Raw genomic sequence first — 22,914 nt, 5'->3', positions numbered from 1 at the left:
GCGCCCGCCGTTGACGCTCACGTCGGCGCCAACGGCCGGTAGCCGGCGCGCCGGTCTGGAGTTCTTTGGCAGGCCGTGGCCGGTCTTTCTCATCGCGGTACAAAAGGGCATCAGCACGCTGGCGATCGTCGCCGGCGCGGTCTTCGCGTTCGTGCTGCGGGGGCATCCCGGCGAGAATCCCGTCCAGGTCGCGTTTTCGCGAAGGCTGTCACGCGGCGCGCACAGCGCGGTCGTGCACTGGCTCGCCGCGCACGTGCCGTACTTGTCGTCGAATCAGGCGCTCGCGCTCGGCATCGGGCTGGTCCTGTGGGCGGGTGTCTTCGCGGCGGAGACCATCGGCGTCTGGATCCAGGCGGCGTGGGGGGAATTGCTGGTGATCGCCGAAACCGCGGCCTTCCTGCCGGTCGAGGGATGGCGCATCGCACATCATCCCCGGCCGCCGGAGTTCGTGGCCGTGTCGATCAATCTGCTGATCCTGGGGTACCTGATTCGCAAATACCTGAGGCGCCGGCGCGGCGAGGCCTGACGGCGCCAGACCAAAAACCAGAAGCCCCGTCCGGCGGCCGGACGGGGCTTCGTTGTGGCGAGGCGCGTTGACCCCGGCGCCTACTGCAGCGTGGTAGTAACGGTGGCCGGCGCCGATCGCGCCGCACCGGTGTTGTCTGTGAGGACCGCGGTGATCGTCAGGTTCACACCCAGCACCGGAGGTTTCTGAGTGAACGTCGCCGACCAATGCCCGTTTACGTCCGCGGTGACGGTCTGGGCGCCGAGCGTGCCGTGCCAGTGAAAGCCGATGATGTTCTTATCGTAGTCCGCGGTGACCTTGACCTGAGACCCCGGCGGGGCGATGCCCGTCACGGTGAACGGGGTCGTCACACCCTTGCCGGCTGCCGGGCTGACGATCACCGGGGCCCCGGCGGCCGTTGACGGCGCCGCGGGCGCGTAAATCGACACCGGTGCCGGAGCCGTTGCGGTCAACAACTGCCGGTTGGGCGCGGTGAGGCTGACCACCACGTTCCCATTGGCGACGGCATCGCCCGGCTGCACCGCGTAGGTGCCGATATATGTGCCGGGCTGAGTCGCCGACTCCGTCATCGGGAGGCCGGCCCGCAGTCCGGCGATCGCGAAGGTCGCGGTGGCGCGCGCCGGGCCTGCGGCGACGACGGTCATCACATCGCCCGTGACCAGCTGACGCCCGGCCGGCGTCACGGTAACCGCGGTAATCGCCCCCGGCGCCGCCGCCTGCCGGAGGTTCACGCCGTACACCAGGCGCGTCGCCGGGTTCACCCGAAGCGTCACCACGCTGCCCGGTAGGAGGGCCGCGGGCGGGACGACCTGGCCGTCTCGCATCACCTGTGCGGTGGGGGCGAGCATGTACGTCTGTCCGTCCTGCAGGGCGATCTGGTTGCCGCCCGCCGACGCGATCGTACCGGTGATCTCGGCAAACGACACCTGAACGTTCTGCGCCGTCCCCGTCGGATCGGCCGCCACGGTCACCGCGTCGCCCGCCTGGATCGCGCTCAACGGCACGGGGCCGCCAACCCCGGTCGTCGTGTTCATCCGCGTAATCGTGGTGCCCGAGACGATCTGGTACGTGTAGACGGTTCCGTTCGACGCTTGAACGATCAGCCGGCCGGGATACGCCGAGGCGTTCACCTCCGTCACCGCGCCCGTGACCGTCGGGGCTCCCGGCGGCGCCGGCGTATAGTTGAGCGCCTGGACGCTCTGCGCCGTCCCGCTTGGATCGCCGGTCACGGCAACGGCGTCACCCGCCTGAATCGTGCTCAATGCGACGGGCCCGTTGAGACCGGTCGCGGGGTTCACCCGCGTGATCGTGGTGCCGGAGACAATCTGATACGTGTAGGTCGGACCGTCGGGCGTCCGCACGGTGAGTTGTCCCGGATACACGGCCGCGTTCACCTGCGTGACCGTCCCTGTGATCGTCTGGACTGCCGGCTGCGGCGCGGGCGCCGGGGGATAGGGCGCTGGCGGCGCCTGCCCCGGGTAGGGCGCCGGCGGCACCTGTCCCGGCGGGTAGCTGACCGACGGCGGAACGGTCGCCGGCGGCGCCGCGGCCCCTTGGCTCGCGATCTGAACGGTGTAGGTCGCCGCATCCCAACTGACGTTGGCCCCGAGCGCCTGGCTGATGAAGCGCAGCGGCACCATCGTCCGGCCCCCGACGAGCAATGCCGGGGAGTCGAGGGATTGCGGCTGCCCGTTGACGACCGCCTGTGACGCGCCTATGGTCAACGCGACGCCGGTCGGGCCGTTCTGCGCGCGTACGGTTTGCGATGCCGGATCCCAGATCACCGTCGCGCCGAGCCGCTCGAAGACGCCGCGAAGCGGTACGAGGACCCGTCCGTTGACGATCATGGGCGGCGCGTCGAGGTAGATGGGGCTGCCGTCGACCACGACCTTGACGTACGGCGCCACCGTTTGTGCCCCGGCCACGGACGCGAGGCCGGCGGCGATCGCCCCGATCAGGATGGTGCCGGCAACAATTCTCAACAGCCGGTCAATGCACACTGCGAACACCCCTCTTCTCCCCCATCCAGTGATCGCGTTTTTCCCAGGTGCGTGCACACCCTGGGTGGATACGAGAAGCCGGTGAGAGAAGTTCGCCCCAGGCCGGGGCTCCTCGGGTGACTCGACGCAGACCGGTCGATCGGATCTCAGGCGGAGTTCGCCCGTGCGGCCTCCACGCTCGGGCCGGCGTCGGCGACCAGCACCCGGTCCCGTCCCGCCGCCTTGGCGCGATAGAGCGCCTGATCGGCCGCTGCGACCAACCGGTCCCCGCTCTCGCCGTGGATCGGATAGGTTGCGATCCCGACGGAAAGGGTGACGCCGCCGAGGCTCCGGCCTGCGTATTGCGCGTTCAAGCCGCGACACTCCTCGCGCCACGTATCCGCGCGCCGCCGGGCGTCCTCGGCGGACGTGCCGACGAGGATGACGAGAAACTCCTCGCCCCCGTAGCGGCACGCCAGGTCCTGGCCCCGCACCCGCTCGCCCAAGAATTGACCGAGGGCCCGCAGAAACGCGTCGCCCGCGGGGTGCCCGTACGTATCGTTGAACGGCTTGAAGTGGTCGAGATCGAGCATGAGCAGCGTGACCGGCTCGCGGGTCCGCGCGGCCCGCTGCAGTTCCCGCTCCAGCGACTCTTCCATGAACCGCCGGTTGAACAACCCCGTGAGCGGATCGCGAATAGACTGTCGCCGGAGGGTCTCTCGGAGCTGCACGTTGGCGAGGGTCAGGGAGAGCCGCTCCGCCACGACCGCGGCTCGCCGGACATCGGTGTCTCCGTCGTCCTTCGCCCCGTCCGCGGCCGTCTCGGCCGGTCGCGGCCGACGCTCGACGCACAGCACCCCCAGGGTTTCACCGTGCGCCGCGAGCGGTACGCACACCGCGCCCCCGGGCAGGACGTCGCTCAGGTGGCCGCAGCGCGTCGACGCATGAGGATCGTGGACGACGTGGAGCTTGCCTCGCCGGAGGGCCCAGCAGTCGTCGGGTCCGAACGTCGGCGCCGTAACGGCTCGATCGCCCCAGGCCGCGACGGTCTCAACGGCGTCCCGGGAGGATCTGATCACGCACAGCGCCCCCGGCTGCGCGGGGAAGAACCTGGCGAGCATGCCGCCCGTCACCGCGTAGGCATCGTCGACGGTCGGGCATGCCTGGACGACGTCGATGAGCTCGGTCAACAGGGCGGTGTCGAGGGCCTGCGCCTCCGCCCTGCGCAGGGCCACGGCCAGCTCGGCGTGGGCCTCCCGCGTGCGGGCGAGGCCCTCCTCCAATATCTGCTCCGTGCGCTTGCGTGCGGTGATATCTTCCGCGATCCCGACCACGCGATAGAACGCCCCCGTCGTGTCGCGGACGGGATAGCTGCGATTGTTGATCCAGCGCACCGCGCCGTCGGGCCGGACGATCCGGTACTCCATCTCGGTCGTCTCGCCGCTTTGGCGCGCAAAGACGCGAAGGACGCGATCCCGGTCCTCCGGATGGATGGACTCGATCCACGCCGTGGCGCGATCGTACACCTCCTGGCGTGGCCTGCCCCAGATTTCCTCGTAGGCCGGGCTGAGATAGAGAACGCGGACCGGCTCGGGTGTGCTGACGAAGAAGACCTCGCGGATGTGCTCGGTCAGCTGGCGGAACTGCTCTTCGTTCTGCCGGAGCGCCGCCCTCGTCGCCGCTTCCTTGCTGAGGTCCCGGGCATACCCGATCCCGCCAATCACCTCGCCGCGCGGCCCTTTGACGGGGCCGACGCTCAACTCAAACAAAACATCTGTCCCATCGCGACGCGGGATCAGGCACTCACCCGTCCATCCGCGGTCCCGGAACACCCCCGCCACGATCTCCTTTTGCTTCCTGACACTGATATTCGGCGACAGGAGACGCGCGAACGGCGTGCCGAGCAGCTCCTCCGACGTGTACCCCAGCACCCGGCAGAGCGCGCGGTTCACGTACGTAAAGCAGCCCCGGGAGTCGACCATGCCGACCAAGCCGACGCTGTGCTCCGCGGCGTCGGCGAGCAGCGTTTTGCCGTGATCGCGACGCATCGCCGGAACGCGCCGCGGACTCGCTCTTCGTTGTCTCCCCGCCGTCTTCGGCGCGTGCCTCGACGCCATCGCGCTGCAAACCCTCTCGGTATTGCGGTCTGCCGCGCGGAGCCCAAGGCGACGCGGCTTGTGGTGTCTCCTTAGTATGAGCGCGCTCAATCGGGTTGGCCATCGGGCGCGATACGTATTATGCCGGTTCACGCGCTCGATCAGACGGCGCCGGGGCGACAGAGATCCTCCAGAAAACTTACATGAAACCTCGAGCGGGCCCCGTCGGCGGCGTCATCACACCGGTCCGAGACCGCGCAGCCGGGGATCGAGCACATCCCGCATACGGTCGCCCGTAAGGTTGAACGCCAGCACCACGAGCGTAATGGCCACTCCGGGGATAGTGGGCATCCACCACGCCCGCCAGATCATCTCCTGCGAGTATCCCAGCATCTGTCCGAGGCTGGGCGTGGGTGGCTGGATGCCCAGGCCAAGGAAGCTCAGTGCGGCCTCCGCGATGATCACCACGGGGAGGTGCAGCGTAGCAAGCACAAGCACCGTGGGGACCAGGTTTGGGAGCACATGTTGCGCGAGAATACGGACGTCGGACGCGCCCACCGCGCGTGCCGCGGCCGCAAACTCGCGCTCGCGCAGCGACAGGACCTCCGCGCGTACGACGCGCGCGTACTGCGGCCACCCGGCGATGACCAGCACGACCACGATCTGCAGCAGGCCGGAACCCAGCACGCACACCACGGCCACGGTGAGCAGCAGCGTGGGTATCGAGAGTTGCGCGTCCACGAGCCGCATCAGCGCGACGTCGAGCCAGCCGCCACGGTAGCCCGTGACCATTCCGACCGCCAGGCCGAGCAGCGTCGAGAGCGGCACCACCGCGACGGCCACCAGCAGCGAGATCCGGAGCCCGACCAGGAGGCGGCTGAAGACGTCGCGTCCCAATTGATCGGTCCCCAGGAGATGCACGCCGCCGTCCACCCGCGCGAGCGACGGGGGGCGCACCGCGAGGCCGAGGTCCTGCGCCGAGGGATTGTAGGGCGTGACGAACGACAGGCCGAACGCGGCCACCAGCAGCACGCTGAGGAGCGTCGCCCCCGCGACCCCGGACGGACTGCGCAGCAGCCGCCGGAGCAGCGACGCCCGCGTGCGGTCAGGCGCCCTGCGAGGCGCCGCGAAGACGAGGGTCGACCCAGCCATAGATGAGATCGACGGCGAGATTGACGGCGAGAAATACGGCCGCGCCCATGATCGTCGCGCCCTGTACGATCGGGAAGTCGCGCTGCAGGACGGCCTGGACCGCGAGACGGCCCATGCCCGGCCAGGCGAAGATCGACTCGACGATCAGCGCGCCGCCGAGCATCTGCCCGAAGCTGAGGCCGAGTACCGTCAGCACCGGCAGCGCCGCGTTCCGCAGCGCGTGCTTGAACAGCACCACGCGGCCGGCGAGCCCCTTGGCATAGCCGGTACGGATGTAGTCCTGGGCCAGGACCTCCAGCATGCTCGTGCGCGTGAGGCGGCTGACCTGCGCCGCGTAGAAGCCGCCGAGGACGAACGCCGGCATCACGAGGTGGTCGAGGCCGCCGTAGCCCGAGATCGGCAGCCAGCCCAGCATGACGCCGAAGACGATGATCAGCAGCAGGCCCAGCCAGAAACTCGGCATGCTCGTGCCGAGGAGCGCCATCGCCATGGCGGCGGTATCGACGCCCGATCCGCGCCGGGCCGCGGCGACCATGCCGGCCGCCACGCCGAGGCACATCGCCACCGCGAACGCGGCGAACGCCAGCTCGAAGGTCGCGCCCAACCGCTCGCCGATCAGTGCAGTCACCGGCAACCCCTGGCGGTATGAATACCCCAGGTCGCCTCGGGCAACCCGCGCGATGAAGTGCGCAAACTGCACCACGAGCGGCTGGTCGAGACCGTAGGCCTGCCGGATCCGCTCGATGTCGAGACGCGTCGCGTCCTGCTGCGCCAGCAGCGTGGCGGGGTCGCCGGTCGCGTGCAGCAGGACGAACACGATCAAGATCACGCCGAGCATCGCGCTCACGGAGAGCGCCAGCCGGCGGATCAGAAAGCCGCTCACCGCGTGTTGCGGCCCCGGGCGCCCGGCGCCGGCGACCGCAGGAAGTCCCTCCGGGTCCGCCCGGGGCGGAGGACTACTGTGTGTTCCAAGACGCGTCGATCATCGGCAGCAGCAGGTCCGGCCGCGGTGTAAACTCCACCTCGCGGCGTATGCCGAAGGCGTTGGGCGCGGTAAACAGCGAGATGGCCGGAGCCTGCTCCTTGTACATCAGCTGCAGCTTCTTGGAGGCGTCGCGCAGCTTCGCCTCGTCGGGAGCCGCCTGCGCCTCGTCGACCAGCTGGTTGAAGGGTTGGTAGCCGGGCCGCCAGATGGACCACTCGCCGGGCGTGGAGTAGAACGCCCTGAGCGGAATGATCGGCGCGATCCCGAAGAAATCGGTGAACCGGGTGAACCAGCCGTCATCGGCCAGTTTCCGGTCCAACACCGCCCGCAGCTGCACGCCGATCTCCTGGGTGTCGACCTTTGCGCGCACGCCGACCTTGGACAGCTGGTCCGCCACGGCGAGGACGATGTCCCGGTCGCCGGGGTAGATCCCGCTCGTCCCGCTGATGGTGAAATCGAAGCCGTTGGCGTAGCCGGCCTCGCGCAGCAGCGCGCGGGCCCGGTCCGGGTTGTACCCGAACGGCGGGACCGACTTGTCGCACGCCTCCATGATCTGGCTGCAGAAGGTGGCGACCGGCTCGCCGACGCCGTGCAGCACGGTCTTCACGATCGCCTCGCGGTTGATCGCGTAGTTCATCGCCTGCCGCACCCTGGGATCGGCCAGCGGCTTGTCCTTCGGGACGTTGACCAGGTTGTAGATCACGAAGAAGATGCTGAGGCTCTTGCCCACCACGAGCTTGGTCTTCGACGAGATTTGGATCGGGCTGAACAACTCGGGCGGGATGAGGTTGATGATCTGCACCGACCCGGCGAGCAGCTCCGCGACCCGCGGCGCGTCCGTCGGGATCACCCGGAAGACCACGCGATTGATCTTGGGGCGGCCGCCCCAGTACTCGGGATTGGCCTGGAGCTCCATGCGGTCGTCCTTGACCCAGCGGACGAATCGGTACGGCCCCGTGCCGACCGGATGGCGGATGAGCGACTCCTCGCCGTTTTGCTTGAGATATCCCGGCGGCACGATCATCCCATAGTACCCGAGGAACCGCGGCATTGCCGGCCACGGCGCCTGCGTCGTGATCCGCACCGTCGAGTCGTCGACCGCGCTTACCGCCTTAATAAGACGCAGGCCGCCGGCGCCCGGCCACTTGGTCTTGGGATCTAGCATTCGGTCGAACGAGAACTTGACCGCCTGCGCGTTGAACGGTTCGCCGTCGTGAAACTTGACGCCCTGGCGGAGTTTGAACTCCCAGGTGGTCGGATCCACCATGCGCCACGACAGCGCCAGGCCCGGGTGGAGTTTCAGGTCGGCGTCCCGGCGCACCAGCGTGTCGTAGAGATTGATGAGGACGTTCATCGTCGCCGTGCCGGTGCTCTTGTGCGGGTCGGCCGTGTCGGGGTCGGCGCTTTGCGCGACCACCAACGTGTCGGGCGTCTGTGCCGGCGAGGCGACGCCGGAGCCTACCGCGACGACCAGCGCCGCACCGGCGCAGAGCGTAACGATCTTCCGCCACCTGACGAGCCCCATTGCGACACCTCCCGCTCAACTTCGAACACGGCGCCCGATCGCCGGAACAGGTTGCGCACGAAGAATAACACGTTGGCCGGCGCCCGTGTCAATGATCGCGGGCGCGACATTTACAATTGTCCGTCTCCCAGGTATCGTCGGTGCGATGCCCCTGCTGCCGGTAGAACGGTACGTCCGGGCCGAACAGTTTCTGCCGTGGCACGTCAGCCGCATGCTGTTCCGCACGGCCGTCGAGCCGCACTGGCTCGACGAGCACGGACGGTTCTGGTACCGCATCCGCACCCGCGAGGGCCACGAATTCGTACTCGTGGATCCGGAGCGGGCGGCGCGGGAACCGGTGTTCGACCCCGCCCGGCTGGCGGCCGCGTTGTCTCAGGCATCGGGGTCACCGTGCGATCCCGCGGCGCTGCCGTTCGACCGCATCGAGCTCCTTCCACCGGGCACCGCGCTCCGCGTTGAGGTAGGCGAGACGCGTTGGGAGTACGATCTGCGCGATCATACGTGCCGGCCGGCGCACCGGGCGGCGCCGTCCGATGCGGTGGCCTCTCCCGATCGCCGGTGGAACGCGCTCGTGCGGGACCACAACCTCCACGTTCAGTGCGCCAACACCGGCGAGATCCGGGCGCTGACCAGGGACGGCACCTCCGAGTCCGCGTACGGAACACCGCTGCGCTCGCCACTCCGCGCGGCCGGGATCCCCGAGCCCGACGCGCCGCCGGCCCCCGCGGTGCTGTGGGCTCCCGACAGCCTGCGGTTTCTCTCCTTCCGGCGCGAGCCGAGCGGCAGCGGACTGTACCACCTGGTCCAGTCGGTGCCGCGGGACGGACGCCGGCGGCCGGCCCTCCACTCCTACCCCTACCCGCTGCCCGGCGACGAGGATGTCCCGACCGCGTCGCTCGTCATCGTAGACGTCGGAAGTGCGACTACGCGGGCGGTGGCGGATGAACACATTCCGCTCCTCTACTACGGCGCCTATGGCTCGCCGCTGCGGCCCGGCTGGGTGTGGTGGAGCCCGGACGGACGGCGGATCTACGCCGTGATCCGGGAGCGGGGCTACCGGTCATACCGGCTCCTCGCTATCGACCCCGGGTCCGGCGTGTCGCGCACGATGGTGGAAGAACGCGGCGACGCCGGCATCGATCCACACCCGGCCCACCACAACCCGCCTCTCATCAAAGTGCTCAACCAGGGCGCGGAGGTACTGTGGTATTCGCAGCGCGATGGATGGGGGCACCTCTACCTGTACGGCGGCGAGCAGGGAACGCTGCGGCGCCAGGTCACGGCCGGAGAGTGGTCGGTCACCGGCGTGTGCCACGTCGACGAGCGGGCGCGACATGTGTACTTCAGCGCCATGGGCCGCGAGGCGGGGCGCGATCCATACTTCAACCATCTCTACCGCGCCTGCCTCGACGGCGGCGAACCGGAACTATTGACGCCGGAAGACGCGACGCATCAGATCGACGTCGCCCCATCCGGGGCGTGCTTCGTCGATACGTACTCGCGCCTCGACCAGCCGCCGGTCACGGTCCTTCGGTCGCGGGACGGCGCGCTGATCTGCGAACTGGAGCGCGGCGACGCGGAGCGCCTGTACGAGCGCGGCTGGACGCCGCCGGAGCGATTTCGCGCGAAGGCCCGGGACGGGGTGACGGACGTATACGGGGTGCTGTTCCGTCCGTCGTGGTTCGACCCCGCCTCCGGCGGGCGGCTGCCGGTCCTGGACAGCATCTACGCCGGGCCGCAGACGAACCAAGCCCCGACGTCCTTCGCGGGGCTCTCCGCGACGCCGTCGGTTCCCAACAAATTCCGCGACGTGTGGCACGCGCAGGCGCTGGCCGAACTCGGCTTCGCCGTGGTCATGATCGACGGCATGGGGATGCCGTTCCGCTCGAAGGTCTTCGCCGACCGCTCGTACCGCAACCTCGGTGACGGCGGAATCGAGGATCACGTGACGGCCATCAAGCAGCTCGCGGCCCGGTACCCTTACCTGGACGCCGATCGCGTGGGCATCTACGGTCACTCCGCGGGCGGCTACGCGTCGCTGCGCGCCATGCTCATGTTTCCCGAGTTCTACAAAGTTGGGGTCTCGTCGGCGGGGAACCACGATCACCGCCTGGACAAAGCCTCGTGGGTGGAACGGTACATGGGGTTGCCGGTCGGCGTCCACTACCACGACCAGTCCAACGTCACGCAGGCGCACCGGCTCCGGGGAAGACTGCTGCTGATGCACGGGGAGATGGATGAGAACGTCCATCCCGCATCGACGCTTCAGGTCGTCGACGCGCTCATCAAGGCGAACCGGGACTTCGACCTCCTGATTCTGCCGAGCGAGCCGCACGGCTGCGTGAATTCGCCGTACTTCGTGCGGCGCCGGTGGGACTATTTCGTCCGCCACCTGCTTGGCGCGGAACCGCCGGCCGGGTACGCGGTGTCGCCGGCCGGCGACGACCGTCCGTAGCCGCGCCCGCTATCCGTCACCACCCGGCGGCGTAACTCTCCCGGCGTGGGTCGGCCCCGCCTTCGAGCACACCGCCGTCGCGACGCCGGATCGCGCAGACGGCGGCCACTTGCGGCGCGACGTCGGGCAACGCTTCAACGGTATGGCCGAGCGCGGCGAGCCCGTCCCGGACTTCCGTGGGGATGCGGCCCTCGATGCGGACCACGCCGGGCTCGTACGGATGGGGATGAAACGACGAGGGGAAGCTGGCCGAGACGACGCGGGGCGCCTCGATCGCCGCCTGGACGTTCATCCCAAAGTCCAGAACGCCGGACACCACCTGGACCATCGCCTGAACCTGCGCGTCGCCGCCGGGGCAGCCGAAGGCCATGACGGCCTGCCCGGACGCGAGCAGCATGGCCGGGTTCGGCGTGAGCCGCGGACGCTTCCGGGGTGCCAGGGCCGAGGGATGCCCCGGTGTGGTCCACAACTGGGCGCCCCGCGTCGAGATGATGATGCCGAGGTCCTCGACCAGCGGCGCGCTCATGCCCGGGTCGGACGGCGTCGCGCAGAAGGCGTTGCCGTCGGCGTCCATCGCGCAGACAAACGATGTATCGGGGTGCGCGGCGCCGGCGGCGGGCGCCGGAATGTAGCCGGCCGGCCCTGAACGTCCCTCGTACCGCCAGGGATCCCCCGGGAGGGGAAGCCGCGGACACGCACGCGCGGGATCGATGAGCCGCCGCCGTTCGTCCGCGTACTCGGGGTCGAGCAGCCCCGCGATGGGCACGTCGACCTGTGCCGGATCTCCAAAGAACGCCTCACGGTCGGCGCACGCGACTTTGATCGCCTCGATGAGGTAGTGCAAGTGCGCAACGCTTCCCTGCCCCAGCCTCCGAACGTGTTCGCCCTCGAGCAGGTTCAAGATCATCGGCAGGAGCGGTCCCTGCGACCACGGCCCGCAGGCATGCACCTCCAGGTCCCGGTACCGCGACGAGACCGACGGCTCCATCGCGACACGGTATGCCGCCAGGTCTTCCGCATCCAGCTCGCTGCCGGTCCGCTCGGCGTGCGCGGCGATGGCGTGGGCAATCTCGCCGTGGTAGACCTCGTCCCTGGCGGCCATGATGGCCGCCTCCCGTCCGCGCGACCGGGCGCTCTCCTCCACGTCGATCAGCCGTCCGAACAGGCTGCCCAGTTCGCGCTGCACGAGCACCTCGCCGACTTGCGGCGGACGGCCGTTGGGCAGGAAGACCCGCGCGCTCGCCGGCCATTCGCGCAGCTGCGACGCCAAGGCGGCGATCGTGCGCGCGAGGCGGCCGTAGACCGGGAAGCCGTCGCACAGGTCGCACGCCGGCCGCAGCACCTCGCGCAGCGTCAGGCGGCCGTACCGCGCCAACGCCGTCATCCAGGCGTCCGGCGCGGCCGGCGTCACATAGCGCGGCGCGCCGACGGGCATGTCGCCGCCGTACCGGGCGAGGTACCGCTCGAGGGTGAGCCGCCGCGGCCAGCATCCCACCCCGGCGATCGTCTCCGGCCGCGGCATTCCGGGCCGGAAAAACATGATGGGCGCGACGCCGCCGAAGTCGGTCAGGTGGCGCTCGAGCACATTGAGCGCGATCCCGGCGGCCACACCCGCGTCCGCCGCGTTTCCGCCGAGCGCGAACATCCGCAGCCCGGCCATCGTGGCCAGATAATGGCTGGAGCTGACGATGTGCTTCGTGGCCAAAAATTCCGGCCTGCCCTGCGTCACACCGGTGACCGGGATGGACGCCCCGGTCATGAATTCCAGCATGGCCCACCTCACCGAGGACTCGCGGCGTCGTTGGATCCGCCCGTCCACCATAGGTGAGATACGATGCCCACGGCCGATCGCCTGTGGGGGAGACTCGGGCACCTCAGCGGCCGGCCGGCTCCGCTTGTGCGGCCGTCCGGTACTTGCTCGGACGGGCCGTCCGATAGATGCCACAGCCACACGCGTGCGTGAGCTCTGCGCGGGCGACGGCTCGAAGACTGATACGGGCGGCCACCGCGCCCAGCTCATCGTGGATCGTGTCGAGCGCACCCCACTCCTCGGGGATGACGCCGTCGACGTAGTTGACGACGTACGACCCGCTCACGAAGCACGCACCGATTTCCCGTGCGTTGCCCGCCTCCGGCGCCATACTCTGGTTGGCCGCGTCGGCGCCGAGCAGCTGAAGCGCCCGCGCTTCGGCGGGGGTCTCTAGACGCGGTCCCCACGTATGTGCGGCGACGATCCGGTTCGCCCGTCCGTAGACGCGCGCAGGCGCCGGCCACAGCTCGCGGGCCACGGCCTCGAGCGCGCCCATGAGGCTGGGACAGAACAACTGCGCGCCCCGGCAGAGGTGCGCAAAGCGGCCCGGGAGGGTCGAGTACGGTGTCTGGCCCAGATCAAGGACGTCGCTTGTGACGATGTAATCTCGCGGCTGCAGCGCCCGGTTGAGCGATCCGCAGGTACTGTCGGCCAGGACCTTCTTGACGCCGGCTTGAGCCAGCACCCAGAACACCTTTCGGTGCACGGAGTGATCGATGGTGTCGCGCGGCCAGCCGTGTGCGAAGACGTTGAGCGCCAACCGGGGCCTGCTGTCCACGGTGACGCTGCCGTCGCATTCGATAACCTGCCAGTTCGCCGTCGGTCCCCACGGCGTGTTGAAGGTCAGCCCGCGCTCGATGACGCGGACGCCGGGTTCGCCGAGATCGTCGGGAAACTTCAGTCCCCAGCCCGCGCTCCCCGATATGAGCGCGAAGGGAGTCTGTGGGACGCCGCCGTCCATGCGCGCACCTCCTCGCTTCGATCCCCGATTTGTCCCGAGGTGACAGGTCGAATCACTACTCCCTAGAAATCCCGACTCCGATTCGAAGCCGGCCGAGGGAACTCAGTCATGGAGCAATTTCAGTTCAATCTCGACGTCAACCCCGACGCTCGGGAAGTTCAGTCCCTCAGCAACCGCATCGACACCTTCAACGTCGAAGAAACACGGATATACGACTTCAAGGAGCTCGCCGCTGCCAGCAGTGACCGTTGCGGGGGTTCTCAGAGATCCACGAACGCACGGGAGGAACTCTACCGGAAGGCATCGAGACCGAGCCGGCCGGCGTGATTGGCCAACAGACCATCCGTGACCGCCGCCGCCTCAAACTGCATCGCATATCGATCGCGGTTGCCTCGAGCGGGAATGCCGTGGACCTTCGACCAATGACACAGACCGCAACGCGGGCGGCCGCAGTCCCAAGGATCGCGCTTGCGAAGAACCCCGGGTCCTCTCTCGCAGTGACAGATACCCACCGAAGCTGATCCTCCGGATCGGTACGCGTCAAGGTACGGGGCGGGATCGAGGCCGTGCTTGCGAAGTTCGTCGCGCCACCGACAAAGCATAAGCGGCAGTTCTTCGTGCCAGCGTCGCATTAGCTCGCCCTCCTCAGGCTGTCATAAGCTCATGCGGCGCCACCCCCTATGGTCAGAACTCCCACGTGTGAAAGAACAAGTACACCAAATAGAATAGGGCGATAACAATCGGGACAAATGCGATCGTGCAAGCCCACAAAGCGGCGTTGTGCAGTGCCAAACCTCGTTTCCGCAAGAAGACGTAGACCAACACGCCGAGACCCACAATAACCACGAGGAAACTCAAAGCCCAAACGGTGGTCTGCCTATCCATTTTGATTTCTGCCCCAGGCGCAAAAGGAAGTCCTTTCTGAACGGCTCCATGCGGCGCGCAATTCCCAACAATTCCGAGCATTTCCTGCGGGATGTCCGGAAAGCAGAAAACCCGCCCCAGCGACGCGCTGGAGCGGGTTTGATCTGGGTTTTTGTTGGTAGCGGGGGCAGGATTCAGAACGAATTTGACGGCTTCGAATCGACTAGGATAAGACTCCGCTTAACTTAAGGGGGGTTGATCCCGTTAGAATTAGGGCATCTCGCCCCGGAGAGAGTAATTTAGCCTTTACTCCTCTGTTGCCCGGGGGGCGGGTGGTTGCGGCCGTGGCGGCGTTGGAGGAGGTGGCCCAGTAGGTCCTTTGCGACGCTTGGTCATGGCTAAGCTGAGTCTCCTTTCCCGAACTCTCGGTACGTTTTCGCATACGCCTGCGTCTGCAGGCCCTTTGTCAAGACAATGTCGAAGGTAATACGATTCTTCTGCATCGCCGTAACGTACCGCGCGCGTAAGTCATCAAACTCTTTCTGCAAGTCTTTCACAGCCTTCCCAAGCTTGAAGCCCATTTGGTACGTTTCTAGATCGAGGGCAATTCCTTGAAATACCCGATGAGCTTCTTCTTGCTCCTTAAGCCTATCCGGTATCTTTACCGTTGCGTTGAAGATCGAAGCAAGGGACGCGATCGCGGCCAGGGCGAGCCAGACCGTTTTCCCACCGGGCTCGGTCCACAGGCTCCATCCCGCAACGGCCGATCCAGAAGCCGGTCGAAAGGACGAAGTTCGAGCCAGTTATGTGAGGCCCAAGTCGAAGTTTCCGCCGAGGCCCTCCGCAATGGAATGCAAACCGACCGCGGCCATGACGCAACCCCAGCGATGCTCTTCTGCGTCCGCGATCAAGCCGGTTACCCGGCCCGTCACTGCCAGAAGGTGCAGGAGCGCACGCTAATCTTTTCTACTCATCGATCTGCCCCCAAATTTGTCCACCCCCGGATCGACTCAGAAGTGTCGCCCTCTTGGCGTGCGGAGTGCCCGCCGGACTTCATTGATCGACGTCACCTGAAACTTTCTCCGCAAGGTCTCGAGCTTGGTCCTGGGATCGACGGATTTGAACTCGGGGTAGTCCTTCGCGAGGTTTCTCGCTGTTTCGTCCCCTCTGGCCCTGCGGTAGTTGCCTTCCTTCGTGCGCGTATGCTGCGGCAACGACATGGCGTGAGCCTCCTTGTCCCTCGACGGTTTGTTTAGTCGGTTTACAAAATAGCATAATTTATGCTAGAATGTCAACTGAACGCTATGATCTGAGAACCAGGAGGTGATTACGACGGTTGGAGAGCGCATTAAGGAAGCCCGTCTCATGGCCGGCCTGAGCCTTCGCGATCTCGCCGACCGTGTAGGTGTGAGCGCTCAGGCAATCTCCAAGTATGAGCGCGGCCTAGACAAGCCGGGGTCCGGAGTGCTTCTGCGCCTCGCGAAAGCACTGGGCGTCCGAGTCGAGTACTTCGTGCGTCCCAAGAGTGACATTGTGCTGCAACCTGTTTTCCGGAAGCGTGCCGCTCTTCCGCGACGCAAAGAGGAGGCCGCGCTCGCCAGGGTACGAGAGTGGCTCGAACGATATCTTGAAATCGAGACCCTTACCCGCCGACAGGTACCCTTCACGTATCCCGAGGGATTTCCGTTCGCGATCGGGCAGTTGCCTGATACCGAAACGGCGGCCGAGGCTCTACGGAAGGCCTGGCAAGTGGGCGTCGACCCAATCGAAAACCTAACAAAGCTGCTCGAGGACCACGGTATCAAGGTAGGCGCCGTGGATGCGCATCACAAGTTTGACGCATGCGCCTTTTGGCTCGGTCCCGAGAAGCAGACCCCGGTTATTGCGCTAAAAGAGAGTCTACCGGGAGATCGTCAGCGGATGAATCTCGCGCACGAACTAGGACATCTTCTTCTCAAACCCGGTCCGGGTGTCGATGAGGAAAGGATGGCCTTTCGTTTTGCCGGCGCCTTTGTTGTCCCGCGGCAAGCCGCCGTGGCTGAGATTGGGGACCGGCGGCATACATTCACGCCGTACGAGCTCCATCTACTGAAACACAAGTACGGACTTAGCATGCAAGCCTGGATCTACCGCGCGAAGGATCTTGGCATCCTCACCGACGCAGATGCCTTAGCCCTCTTCAAAGCGTTTAAGGCACAAGGGTGGCATGTCAAAGAGCCGGGAGATCCATACCCGCCGGAACGTTCGGAGCGCCTCGAGCAGTTGGTCATGCATGCTTGGTCCGAGGGCGCCATTTCAGAGAGCCGCGCGACAGAATTGCTAGGCATGTCGTTCAAGGATTTCCAGCGCGAGGTCAAACGCGATCATGGCGGGATTCCCATCGCCGTGCGTCTCGGACACCACGCTGCTGGTTGACCTGCGCGAAGGCGGGATAACACGGTACGTCTTCCGACTCCCGACCGTGTGGCTGGCACCCGATGTCGTGGTGGAAGAAGAACTGGAACCAGCGCATGCGGAGAGACTGCTCCGGTTTGGGCTGCAAAAGCGGGAACTGACCGGCGACCAGGTCGAGGAAGTTGTCGCGCTGGCGCAACGATATCTCGGGCCGTCTCGCGCCGACCTGTTTTGCCTCGTCCTGGCAAAGGCCGAGCACGCTACTCTTGTCACGAGCGACAAAAGCCTTCGTGAGGCAGCCGAACAGGAAGGCATTCCCGTCCACGGCACGCTATGGATACTCGATTTCTTGGTTCGCAACGACCTCGTGCCTCGTCAACAGGCGGCGGCCGCGCTACGGAGGATGGTGGAAAACAACCGATGGCTGCCGCAAGCGGAAGTTAACGACCGTCTTCGTCAGTGGCGGCGATCGGGAGAATGATTAGAATTAATGCTGCATGGTTTTTCGAGGGGAGCCCAATACTGCACGGCTCCTGTGTCGGTTTCGCGACGTGACCTTTCGCGGCAACCCAAGCTGTCCGGTCGAACTAACGGCAACCCGCCATTATAGTCGATGACGTCATTTTAGTCTGCCGGCGAAGCGTTTCGAATAGTTTGCCATCCGATGTCACCATAACGTCGGCGCTTGCTGTCGCAGTTGGAGCCTTGGCCCACGCGGCGATCAACTCGAAGACCGCCGCGTCCTGTGGGACGATCACACTCGGGTCGCGCAGTAGCACCGCGAGAGCAGCCGGTAACCCACGGATGACGCCCTCGCTCATAGGTCTCCCTCCTCCTTGGCACGGCGGGCAGCCGTCGGCGTTGCGTCAGTGCGCGCCTGTTGTTTTCTATTTGCCCATGCTTCGGTCAACTTAGCTTTCGCGCGCGTCAGAAGCCCATCGACCTGCTTCGTCATGTTTTCATCGCCGAAGATCATCCTCGCCACTTCGGCGTAGCTGTATCCGGCCGTTACTACAAGGCGAATGGCCGTGAACTCCTTCTCGGTGAGATGGCGGGCGGCATCATCGAGCGCTGCAGTGTCCTCCATTCCGCGGAGGACTCTTTCTTCAGGTGTCGGGGTCGGATCAGGCGGCTCATCGAGATCCCCAAGCGCGACGAACTTATCCGGTTGGCGCGCCTTCAAAACCTTCCTTGCCTCGTCGACATAGGCATAAGCGGCGGCGCCTATGACCCACTGGACCGGCGTACCTCTGTTCGGGTTGAAACGCGCGGCATTCTTCCGCACCCGCTGAAGCGCAACTTTAGTGGCCTCGTGGGCCACTTCGTCGACTTCCTCGGGAAGGATATCCACGCCGCCGATCCACTCGACCTGGAGGTACCGGGCGACGCGGGCTGCCATCGTCGCATGGTTTGCACGGATCCACCGCCAAATGATCTCGTAGAAGAGGGCGTCGAACTGGCGCCAGCACTCGCTTTCAGGGTTAGCCGCGAGCTCGGCCAGGAGCGCCGTTCCGCGCCGGTTGAGTTCTTCAAGGGCGTCCACCTAATTAGGTCACCTCACCCTTGAGCATTTCGGGTTCGGCGTCCCCGTCGCCTCCGGCCGTCCTTTCGCGATGGGCGGCGCGGAAGAACGTGTCTGCGCAAAGACACCCATCGGCGCGCATTCGGGGGCGCGCGAGGACCTGCGGTAGCCCCGCAAGCGGGTCGTAGCGAGCCTCGATCGTGGACGGCCGTGCAGCTGCGAGTTCAGGGACCTCGGCAACGATGAATTCCGTTGCCAGCATCACGCCGGCAAGTGCTGATTGATGAGCAAGCGGAACGACGACTTCACGCGGCGCTTCACCGATGTTCAGGTGTAGGAGGGTCCCACCGCATATGCCGTCCTGGTACACGTCAGCTAATGACCGCTCACGCCAAGAGACGAGCTCGGAGGGGTCGACACCAGCCGCCGCGGCGATGTCGTCGACGAGCGCCGTCTGGAGCCATCGATCAGCGTCGGCCGGGGCGTCTAGTCCGGGCACGACAGGGATCCCGCCCGGCGGTACCGGCAAGCCGACGGGTAAGCGCCGGAGGAGGTAGACTAGAACCCGCAGCGGGTGCTGACGGAACGCGGCGGCAATCTGCTCATGCCGACTTGGCCGCTTGCGGTCCGGCCAGTAGAGGCATGCGAGGCACGGCTCCTCGCCGAAATGCTCGTGTCGCGACCAGCCGATGTCGGCTGGCTGCGTCCACGCATTGTAGATCGGTCCAGGCAGGCTCGCCTGGACAGCGATCCGCGCCTCTGCGGAATCGACCGCGACTAACGTTGGCAGTTGTTCCTCAACAAGGTCCGCGTGCCAGATGGCAGCTACCGGGAGGATCTGGAGTGTGGACTGGTCCAGTCGCTCTCGGACCAACTCAACCTTCGCGGCGTCGACGTCCGCGTCGCGCGTGAGCACGTAGCGCTGCAGGTTTGACAGCACCACCTTCTCGGGATCAACCGCGACCATGGTTCCCCGGACGCCGGAGAGGGCGAGCGTTTGGGCCGTGGCTTGCCCGATCGCCCCGACGCCGATGAGGCGAAACGTCGACACCTCGACACCGGCCGGCACCGGCAGGTGCTGTGGGTCGCCGAGCGTGACGAGGTTGAGTGAGCCGGGTTGCGGCCGACGGCGGCCACGGTCACCTAGTTCCGCGGCGAAAACGAGGCGGAAGAGATCCCCCATCCCGAACGCCGCCGCGGCGAGCGCCGCCGAGGCTGCGGCTGGAGTATGGTCATCAGGGGTAGTATCAACGTAAACATTCCAACCGCGGGCGAAAACTGATACGGCCGCGTCCGCGTCGGCGACGGTCTCGTACGACAGCGTCGGTGTAGTCGTATCGTTGCCGCCGGTCATATCGGCGCGCGGGTTGATGAGGATGATTTCACTCTCGGCTGCGCGTATCAGCTCGTTGGGACCGCGAAGACAGATGCGTGGGTAAATCCGCGCGGCGAGGTTCGCCGCGAGAAGGAAGCCGGCGCGGCCCGCGCCTTCAGCGGCCTTGTCACCAGCAACGAGCGCGATCGAGGAACTCTCGAGCTTGGCCCGCATTGCTGAGCGATCAATCCCACCGAGCACCGGCGCGGCCGCATCGACGACGCGGTCAAGGAAGCGGGGAAGGCTCATCGAAACGTGATCCTTGTTTCATCGCCAATTGGCGCCCACTGTCCAACCCCCACCAGCCGGTACCAGGCCCAGTAGTCTAGCCGAGCACGCCCGCCCTCGCCGAAATCAGGGACAACGCCCGATAGACCGCCCAATAGGGTCACTAGCGGATAGGTATCATCGGTCGACGAGTGGTAGGCAGAGGCTGGGTGGCTGTGGATCTGAGCGCCGAGGATTTGGCCACGCCGGTAGAAGGCGCGATTGGCGCGGAAAAGCGCATCGCCGTCGACGACGATGAGTAATCCCTCCGCACCCCGACTGGTCTTCTGCTCAGGCAAGTACACGGACAGGAACTCGAAGCGCTTCTCCCCAACGAGGTGACCGCCCAGCAGGATGAACGCCTCGTAGCCGTGGCGTCCAGCCTCCTGGAGCGCTTCGAGGACCTGATCGAGGAGCTGCAGTGGGACGATGAACTCGCGGACGCCTTCGAGCGTCACTTTGGCACCTGTGGCGGGGAACCGATCCCGAGCATGGCGAGGATTTCCGGCGGGATGGGTTGACCTACAACGCCGCCCGCCTGGGCAACGCGCGTCGCCTGCTGAGCCTGCCTGATGTTCTCCCACAATACTGGTACCACCTCGCCCGGCGCGTTCTGGAGGCGGAGTTGGAGCTTTAGCTGCCCCGGCACCGTCTGCATCTCGAGATGGATGCCGAGAAGGTTTCGCGCCATAGCACGCCACACGCGATCGCAGATCGTCGCCAAGCTGCCCTCGCCCGTGTTGCGGTGCAGGAACCAGGAGTCGCCGGAGTGCTGCGGGTGTTCGTGGTATTGGCGGATGCCGGGGACGCAGAAGAACGGCCGGTTCGTGTCCGGGTGGCTGAAGACGATGAGATTGCGCGGCCCCTCGTCAGTTTCGACGAGCGCCTGCACGATCGGCGGGGTATACTCGCCGGTCATGGGGTCGATAAATTCGACCGATGGAGCCCAAAGATCGAAGTTGGTGAAGTCGATCCTCACGCAGGCGGCCATGACCGGGATCGGCCGGGCGCCGAGCGGAAGCTGTCCGAGGAAACCCACGTCGACTTCTTGGTCGTGGTGGCCGAGGAGGATCCACCCGCGGCGGCGATAGATTTCCTCGTTCTCACGCCAAAGATTGAGTTCCCGCTCGACCTTCCGCCGCGTGACCTCCGGTGCAACAAGGACCATCAGCCGTTCCTACCCGCCGGCGCCGGCCTTCGGGCTGAGGAACAGCGTCATCCCATCCTTGAGGCCGGCGGCCGCGACCGTCAAGCTCTGGTTGAGCAAGGTGCCGTTCTCCGTCCTTAGCTCCCAGTCCGACGGTGGCTGCCCCTGGTTGCCACTCCTCTGAAGCGCATCCCGGACAAGTTGCTCAAGCGTCTGATGCACATTGATTTTTAGCCGCTCGGCTTGCCCCGACACGACCACGGTTATATCGATGTTCTGCTCGCTACTCATGTGGAACCCTCCTCGTCGTTGACCGGTGCCCCCACCACACAATAGGGACCGCAGATGGGCCATTCCCGCCCGAGCGCAACGAGGAGCCCGGATAGGTCTTGCGTTTGACTCCAACGACCAGATGATAGGCCTACAGGTGATCGAGCAGGTCGTCGGGATCGCCGCGGCGTGGTAGGTGTGTGTACACCAGCGTCGTCTTCAGGTCGCTGTGCCCCATCAACTCCTTCACACGCACCACATTGACGCCGCGCCCGATGAGCGACGTCGCAAAGCTGTGCCGCAGACAGTGGGTGGTGAGAGCGGCATCGATTCGGTGGAGCACCCGCTCCACCGCCGCTGAAATCGCGTCGCGATGCAGCGTATGGTGGCCGCCGAGGACGAACCGACCCGCGGTTTTGGACGGCAGCAGCGGGCGGATGCGCTGCATCGGCCTCGGATCTGGATCGTCGCCGGCCCCGGGCATCCAGATGGTCCGCGCCTCATGATCCTTGACGCGCCACATGCCGTCCTTGAACTGGTCCCGCGTTTCCCGCCGCTCGACGACGTTGCGATGGCGGCCGGCCGGCGAGGCGCTGGACCGGCTCGGCCCAAGCAGATCCGGGCGGACCGCCTTGGCTTGCACGAGCACCGCCGATCCGACCAGGTCCGCATGGGTGAGGTACTGGAGCTCCGCCCGACGGAGACCGTAGAACCGAAGAAGCAGGATTGCTCCCGCCAGCGCGGGTGAGGCGGTTTCCATATCTCGCACCAGGGCCAGGAGCTGCAGGTCCTCCTCGTAGCTGAGCGCCCGCGGGAAGCGTGTGCGGGCGACGGTGCTCTCGAACCCGTTGACACGCCGCGCCGGGTTCGCGGACATGAGCAGGTTCCACGGCGGCTGCCGGAGGACCCCGCGGCCGACGGGGTGATCCAACAACTGTCGCGCGACGTCGAGCTCGATCTTCAGCGTCTTCTTGCTGACTTCGGAGGATCGGGACGTCAGGTAGGCGCGGATGTCCTCATCGGCGATTCGCGCAACGGCTGCCCGCTCACGAAGGAACGCCACGATGCGCTCCGCGCGAGCCGCGTTGTTCCGGTGGGTGAAGTACCGGCACCGGCCGTATGAGCTCGAGATATAGGTCGAGAGCACCTCGTCCCAACTCATGTCGAGCTGCGTGCCGCCGAGTCGCAGGTAGTCATCTCTGGAGATGAGGCCCAAGCGTAGGAAGTGCCCGAGATCCTGCTGGGTCGCCGTGCCGGTCCGGCTCAGGCGCTCGAAGCGACTGGCCTCGGTTCGCAGGAGGCCAGCCTCGGCCTTCCGCGGCGTCAATTTCGAGCGGATCGTCCGCGAGCCGTCCGGATAGGACACAACGAAGCGGACGCGCCAACGGGGCGAGCGTGCATATTGCTCCGCGTGTCCGTCCGGCCGCCGGACCTGCCGACTGCCGTTGCCTCCTTCCCGGACAAGCTTGGCCACCCGAGCCCTCCTGCGATTTTGTGCGGACCCCTGTGCGGACCCCTCTGGCCGGTATTCCCGGGTACCGGCGGGCACCCAGGTAACAAACCCCCCAGAAAAGCCGAGAGCCCGA

General features: G+C 66.3%; 17 protein-coding genes. 4 read left to right on the top strand and 13 right to left on the bottom strand.

From position 1 onward, the window contains the following. Window positions 1-10 precede the first annotated feature (10 nt). Window positions 11-526 carry a DUF2127 domain-containing protein gene (locus tag VKT83_13115; protein ID HLY23398.1) on the top strand — a complete coding sequence of 172 codons (516 nt, stop codon included), beginning with the start codon at window positions 11-13 and terminating at the stop codon, window positions 524-526. A gap of 80 nt (window positions 527-606) precedes the next feature. Here VKT83_13115 and VKT83_13110 read toward each other — a convergent pair whose 3' ends face one another. The 5 genes from VKT83_13110 to VKT83_13090 all read right to left on the bottom strand — a co-directional run bounded on the left by VKT83_13110 (window position 607) and on the right by VKT83_13090 (window position 8,263). Further along, complete coding sequence (locus tag VKT83_13110) at window positions 607-2,535, bottom strand: copper amine oxidase N-terminal domain-containing protein (GenBank protein HLY23397.1); 1,929 nt, start codon at window positions 2,533-2,535, stop codon at window positions 607-609. A gap of 137 nt (window positions 2,536-2,672) precedes the next feature. Further along, the gene (locus tag VKT83_13105) at window positions 2,673-4,553 is read right to left on the bottom strand and encodes a diguanylate cyclase (protein HLY23396.1); all 1,881 of its coding nucleotides are present in this window, start codon (window positions 4,551-4,553) and stop codon (window positions 2,673-2,675) included. A gap of 285 nt (window positions 4,554-4,838) precedes the next feature. Continuing rightward, window positions 4,839-5,753, bottom strand: coding sequence for an ABC transporter permease (locus VKT83_13100; protein ID HLY23395.1), 915 nt, complete (start codon window positions 5,751-5,753; stop codon window positions 4,839-4,841). After that, a complete protein-coding gene (locus VKT83_13095; protein ID HLY23394.1) occupies window positions 5,707-6,636 on the bottom strand; it encodes an ABC transporter permease in 930 nt (309 codons plus the stop codon). The genes VKT83_13100 and VKT83_13095 overlap by 47 nt, the downstream gene beginning before the upstream one ends. Before the next feature lie 73 nt (window positions 6,637-6,709). Continuing rightward, entirely contained in the window at window positions 6,710-8,263 is a 1,554-nt protein-coding gene (locus VKT83_13090; GenBank protein ID HLY23393.1) for an ABC transporter substrate-binding protein, read from the bottom strand. A 145-nt stretch (window positions 8,264-8,408) separates the two neighbouring features. Between VKT83_13090 and VKT83_13085 the strand changes: the two genes are divergently transcribed. Then, window positions 8,409-10,718, top strand: a complete 2,310-nt coding sequence (locus VKT83_13085; protein HLY23392.1) for a prolyl oligopeptidase family serine peptidase — start codon at window positions 8,409-8,411, stop codon at window positions 10,716-10,718. Window positions 10,719-10,734: 16 nt separating this feature from the next. Here VKT83_13085 and VKT83_13080 read toward each other — a convergent pair whose 3' ends face one another. Continuing rightward, entirely contained in the window at window positions 10,735-12,489 is a 1,755-nt protein-coding gene (locus VKT83_13080) for a gamma-glutamyltransferase (protein ID HLY23391.1), read from the bottom strand. A 103-nt stretch (window positions 12,490-12,592) separates the two neighbouring features. Further along, entirely contained in the window at window positions 12,593-13,489 is an 897-nt protein-coding gene (locus VKT83_13075) for a 5'-methylthioadenosine phosphorylase (GenBank protein HLY23390.1), read from the bottom strand. A 2,187-nt stretch (window positions 13,490-15,676) separates the two neighbouring features. On the opposite strand from VKT83_13075, the gene VKT83_13070 reads away from it, so the two are divergent. Both VKT83_13070 and VKT83_13065 read left to right on the top strand, forming a co-directional pair. Next, window positions 15,677-16,768, top strand: coding sequence for a helix-turn-helix domain-containing protein (locus VKT83_13070; protein ID HLY23389.1), 1,092 nt, complete (start codon window positions 15,677-15,679; stop codon window positions 16,766-16,768). A 46-nt stretch (window positions 16,769-16,814) separates the two neighbouring features. Then, on the top strand, window positions 16,815-17,228 hold the full coding sequence (locus VKT83_13065) for a DUF3368 domain-containing protein (protein HLY23388.1): 414 nt from the start codon (window positions 16,815-16,817) through the stop codon (window positions 17,226-17,228). Between the two features lie 336 nt (window positions 17,229-17,564). Here the strand turns inward: VKT83_13065 and VKT83_13060 are convergent, their stop codons facing one another. The 6 genes from VKT83_13060 to VKT83_13035 form a co-directional block, all read right to left on the bottom strand. Further along, the gene (locus VKT83_13060) at window positions 17,565-18,290 is read right to left on the bottom strand and encodes a hypothetical protein (protein ID HLY23387.1); all 726 of its coding nucleotides are present in this window, start codon (window positions 18,288-18,290) and stop codon (window positions 17,565-17,567) included. Window positions 18,291-18,294: 4 nt separating this feature from the next. Further along, on the bottom strand, window positions 18,295-19,893 hold the full coding sequence (locus VKT83_13055) for a ThiF family adenylyltransferase (protein HLY23386.1): 1,599 nt from the start codon (window positions 19,891-19,893) through the stop codon (window positions 18,295-18,297). Continuing rightward, window positions 19,890-20,369 (bottom strand): hypothetical protein, encoded by a 480-nt coding sequence (locus tag VKT83_13050; protein ID HLY23385.1) that lies wholly within the window; start codon window positions 20,367-20,369, stop codon window positions 19,890-19,892. The genes VKT83_13055 and VKT83_13050 overlap by 4 nt, the downstream gene beginning before the upstream one ends. After that, window positions 20,366-21,079, bottom strand: coding sequence for a putative metal-binding protein (locus VKT83_13045; protein ID HLY23384.1), 714 nt, complete (start codon window positions 21,077-21,079; stop codon window positions 20,366-20,368). Before VKT83_13045 ends, VKT83_13050 begins: the two co-directional genes overlap by 4 nt. 9 nt (window positions 21,080-21,088) lie before the next feature. Next, window positions 21,089-21,349: a DUF2604 domain-containing protein gene (locus VKT83_13040; protein ID HLY23383.1), complete on the bottom strand. Its 261-nt coding sequence runs from the start codon at window positions 21,347-21,349 to the stop codon at window positions 21,089-21,091. A gap of 130 nt (window positions 21,350-21,479) precedes the next feature. Further along, window positions 21,480-22,802 (bottom strand): tyrosine-type recombinase/integrase, encoded by a 1,323-nt coding sequence (locus VKT83_13035; protein ID HLY23382.1) that lies wholly within the window; start codon window positions 22,800-22,802, stop codon window positions 21,480-21,482. Window positions 22,803-22,914 lie beyond the last annotated feature (112 nt).

Source organism: bacterium (genome assembly GCA_035308905.1).
In the GTDB taxonomy this organism is placed as follows: domain Bacteria; phylum Sysuimicrobiota; class Sysuimicrobiia; order Sysuimicrobiales; family Segetimicrobiaceae; genus DASSJF01.
Note: the sequence above shows the minus strand (reverse complement) of the source record. Positions and strands in the feature narration are given on the sequence as shown.

Coding starts and splice junctions, on each gene's coding strand:
- VKT83_13040 (HLY23383.1), bottom strand. CDS start 21,349: ATGAGTAGCGAGCAGAACATCGATATAACCGTGGTCGTGTCGGGGCAA.
- VKT83_13100 (HLY23395.1), bottom strand. CDS start 5,753: ATGGCTGGGTCGACCCTCGTCTTCGCGGCGCCTCGCAGGGCGCCTGAC.
- VKT83_13080 (HLY23391.1), bottom strand. CDS start 12,489: ATGCTGGAATTCATGACCGGGGCGTCCATCCCGGTCACCGGTGTGACG.
- VKT83_13055 (HLY23386.1), bottom strand. CDS start 19,893: ATGAGCCTTCCCCGCTTCCTTGACCGCGTCGTCGATGCGGCCGCGCCG.
- VKT83_13045 (HLY23384.1), bottom strand. CDS start 21,079: ATGGTCCTTGTTGCACCGGAGGTCACGCGGCGGAAGGTCGAGCGGGAA.
- VKT83_13105 (HLY23396.1), bottom strand. CDS start 4,553: ATGCGTCGCGATCACGGCAAAACGCTGCTCGCCGACGCCGCGGAGCAC.
- VKT83_13085 (HLY23392.1), top strand. CDS start 8,409: ATGCCCCTGCTGCCGGTAGAACGGTACGTCCGGGCCGAACAGTTTCTG.
- VKT83_13090 (HLY23393.1), bottom strand. CDS start 8,263: ATGGGGCTCGTCAGGTGGCGGAAGATCGTTACGCTCTGCGCCGGTGCG.
- VKT83_13075 (HLY23390.1), bottom strand. CDS start 13,489: ATGGACGGCGGCGTCCCACAGACTCCCTTCGCGCTCATATCGGGGAGC.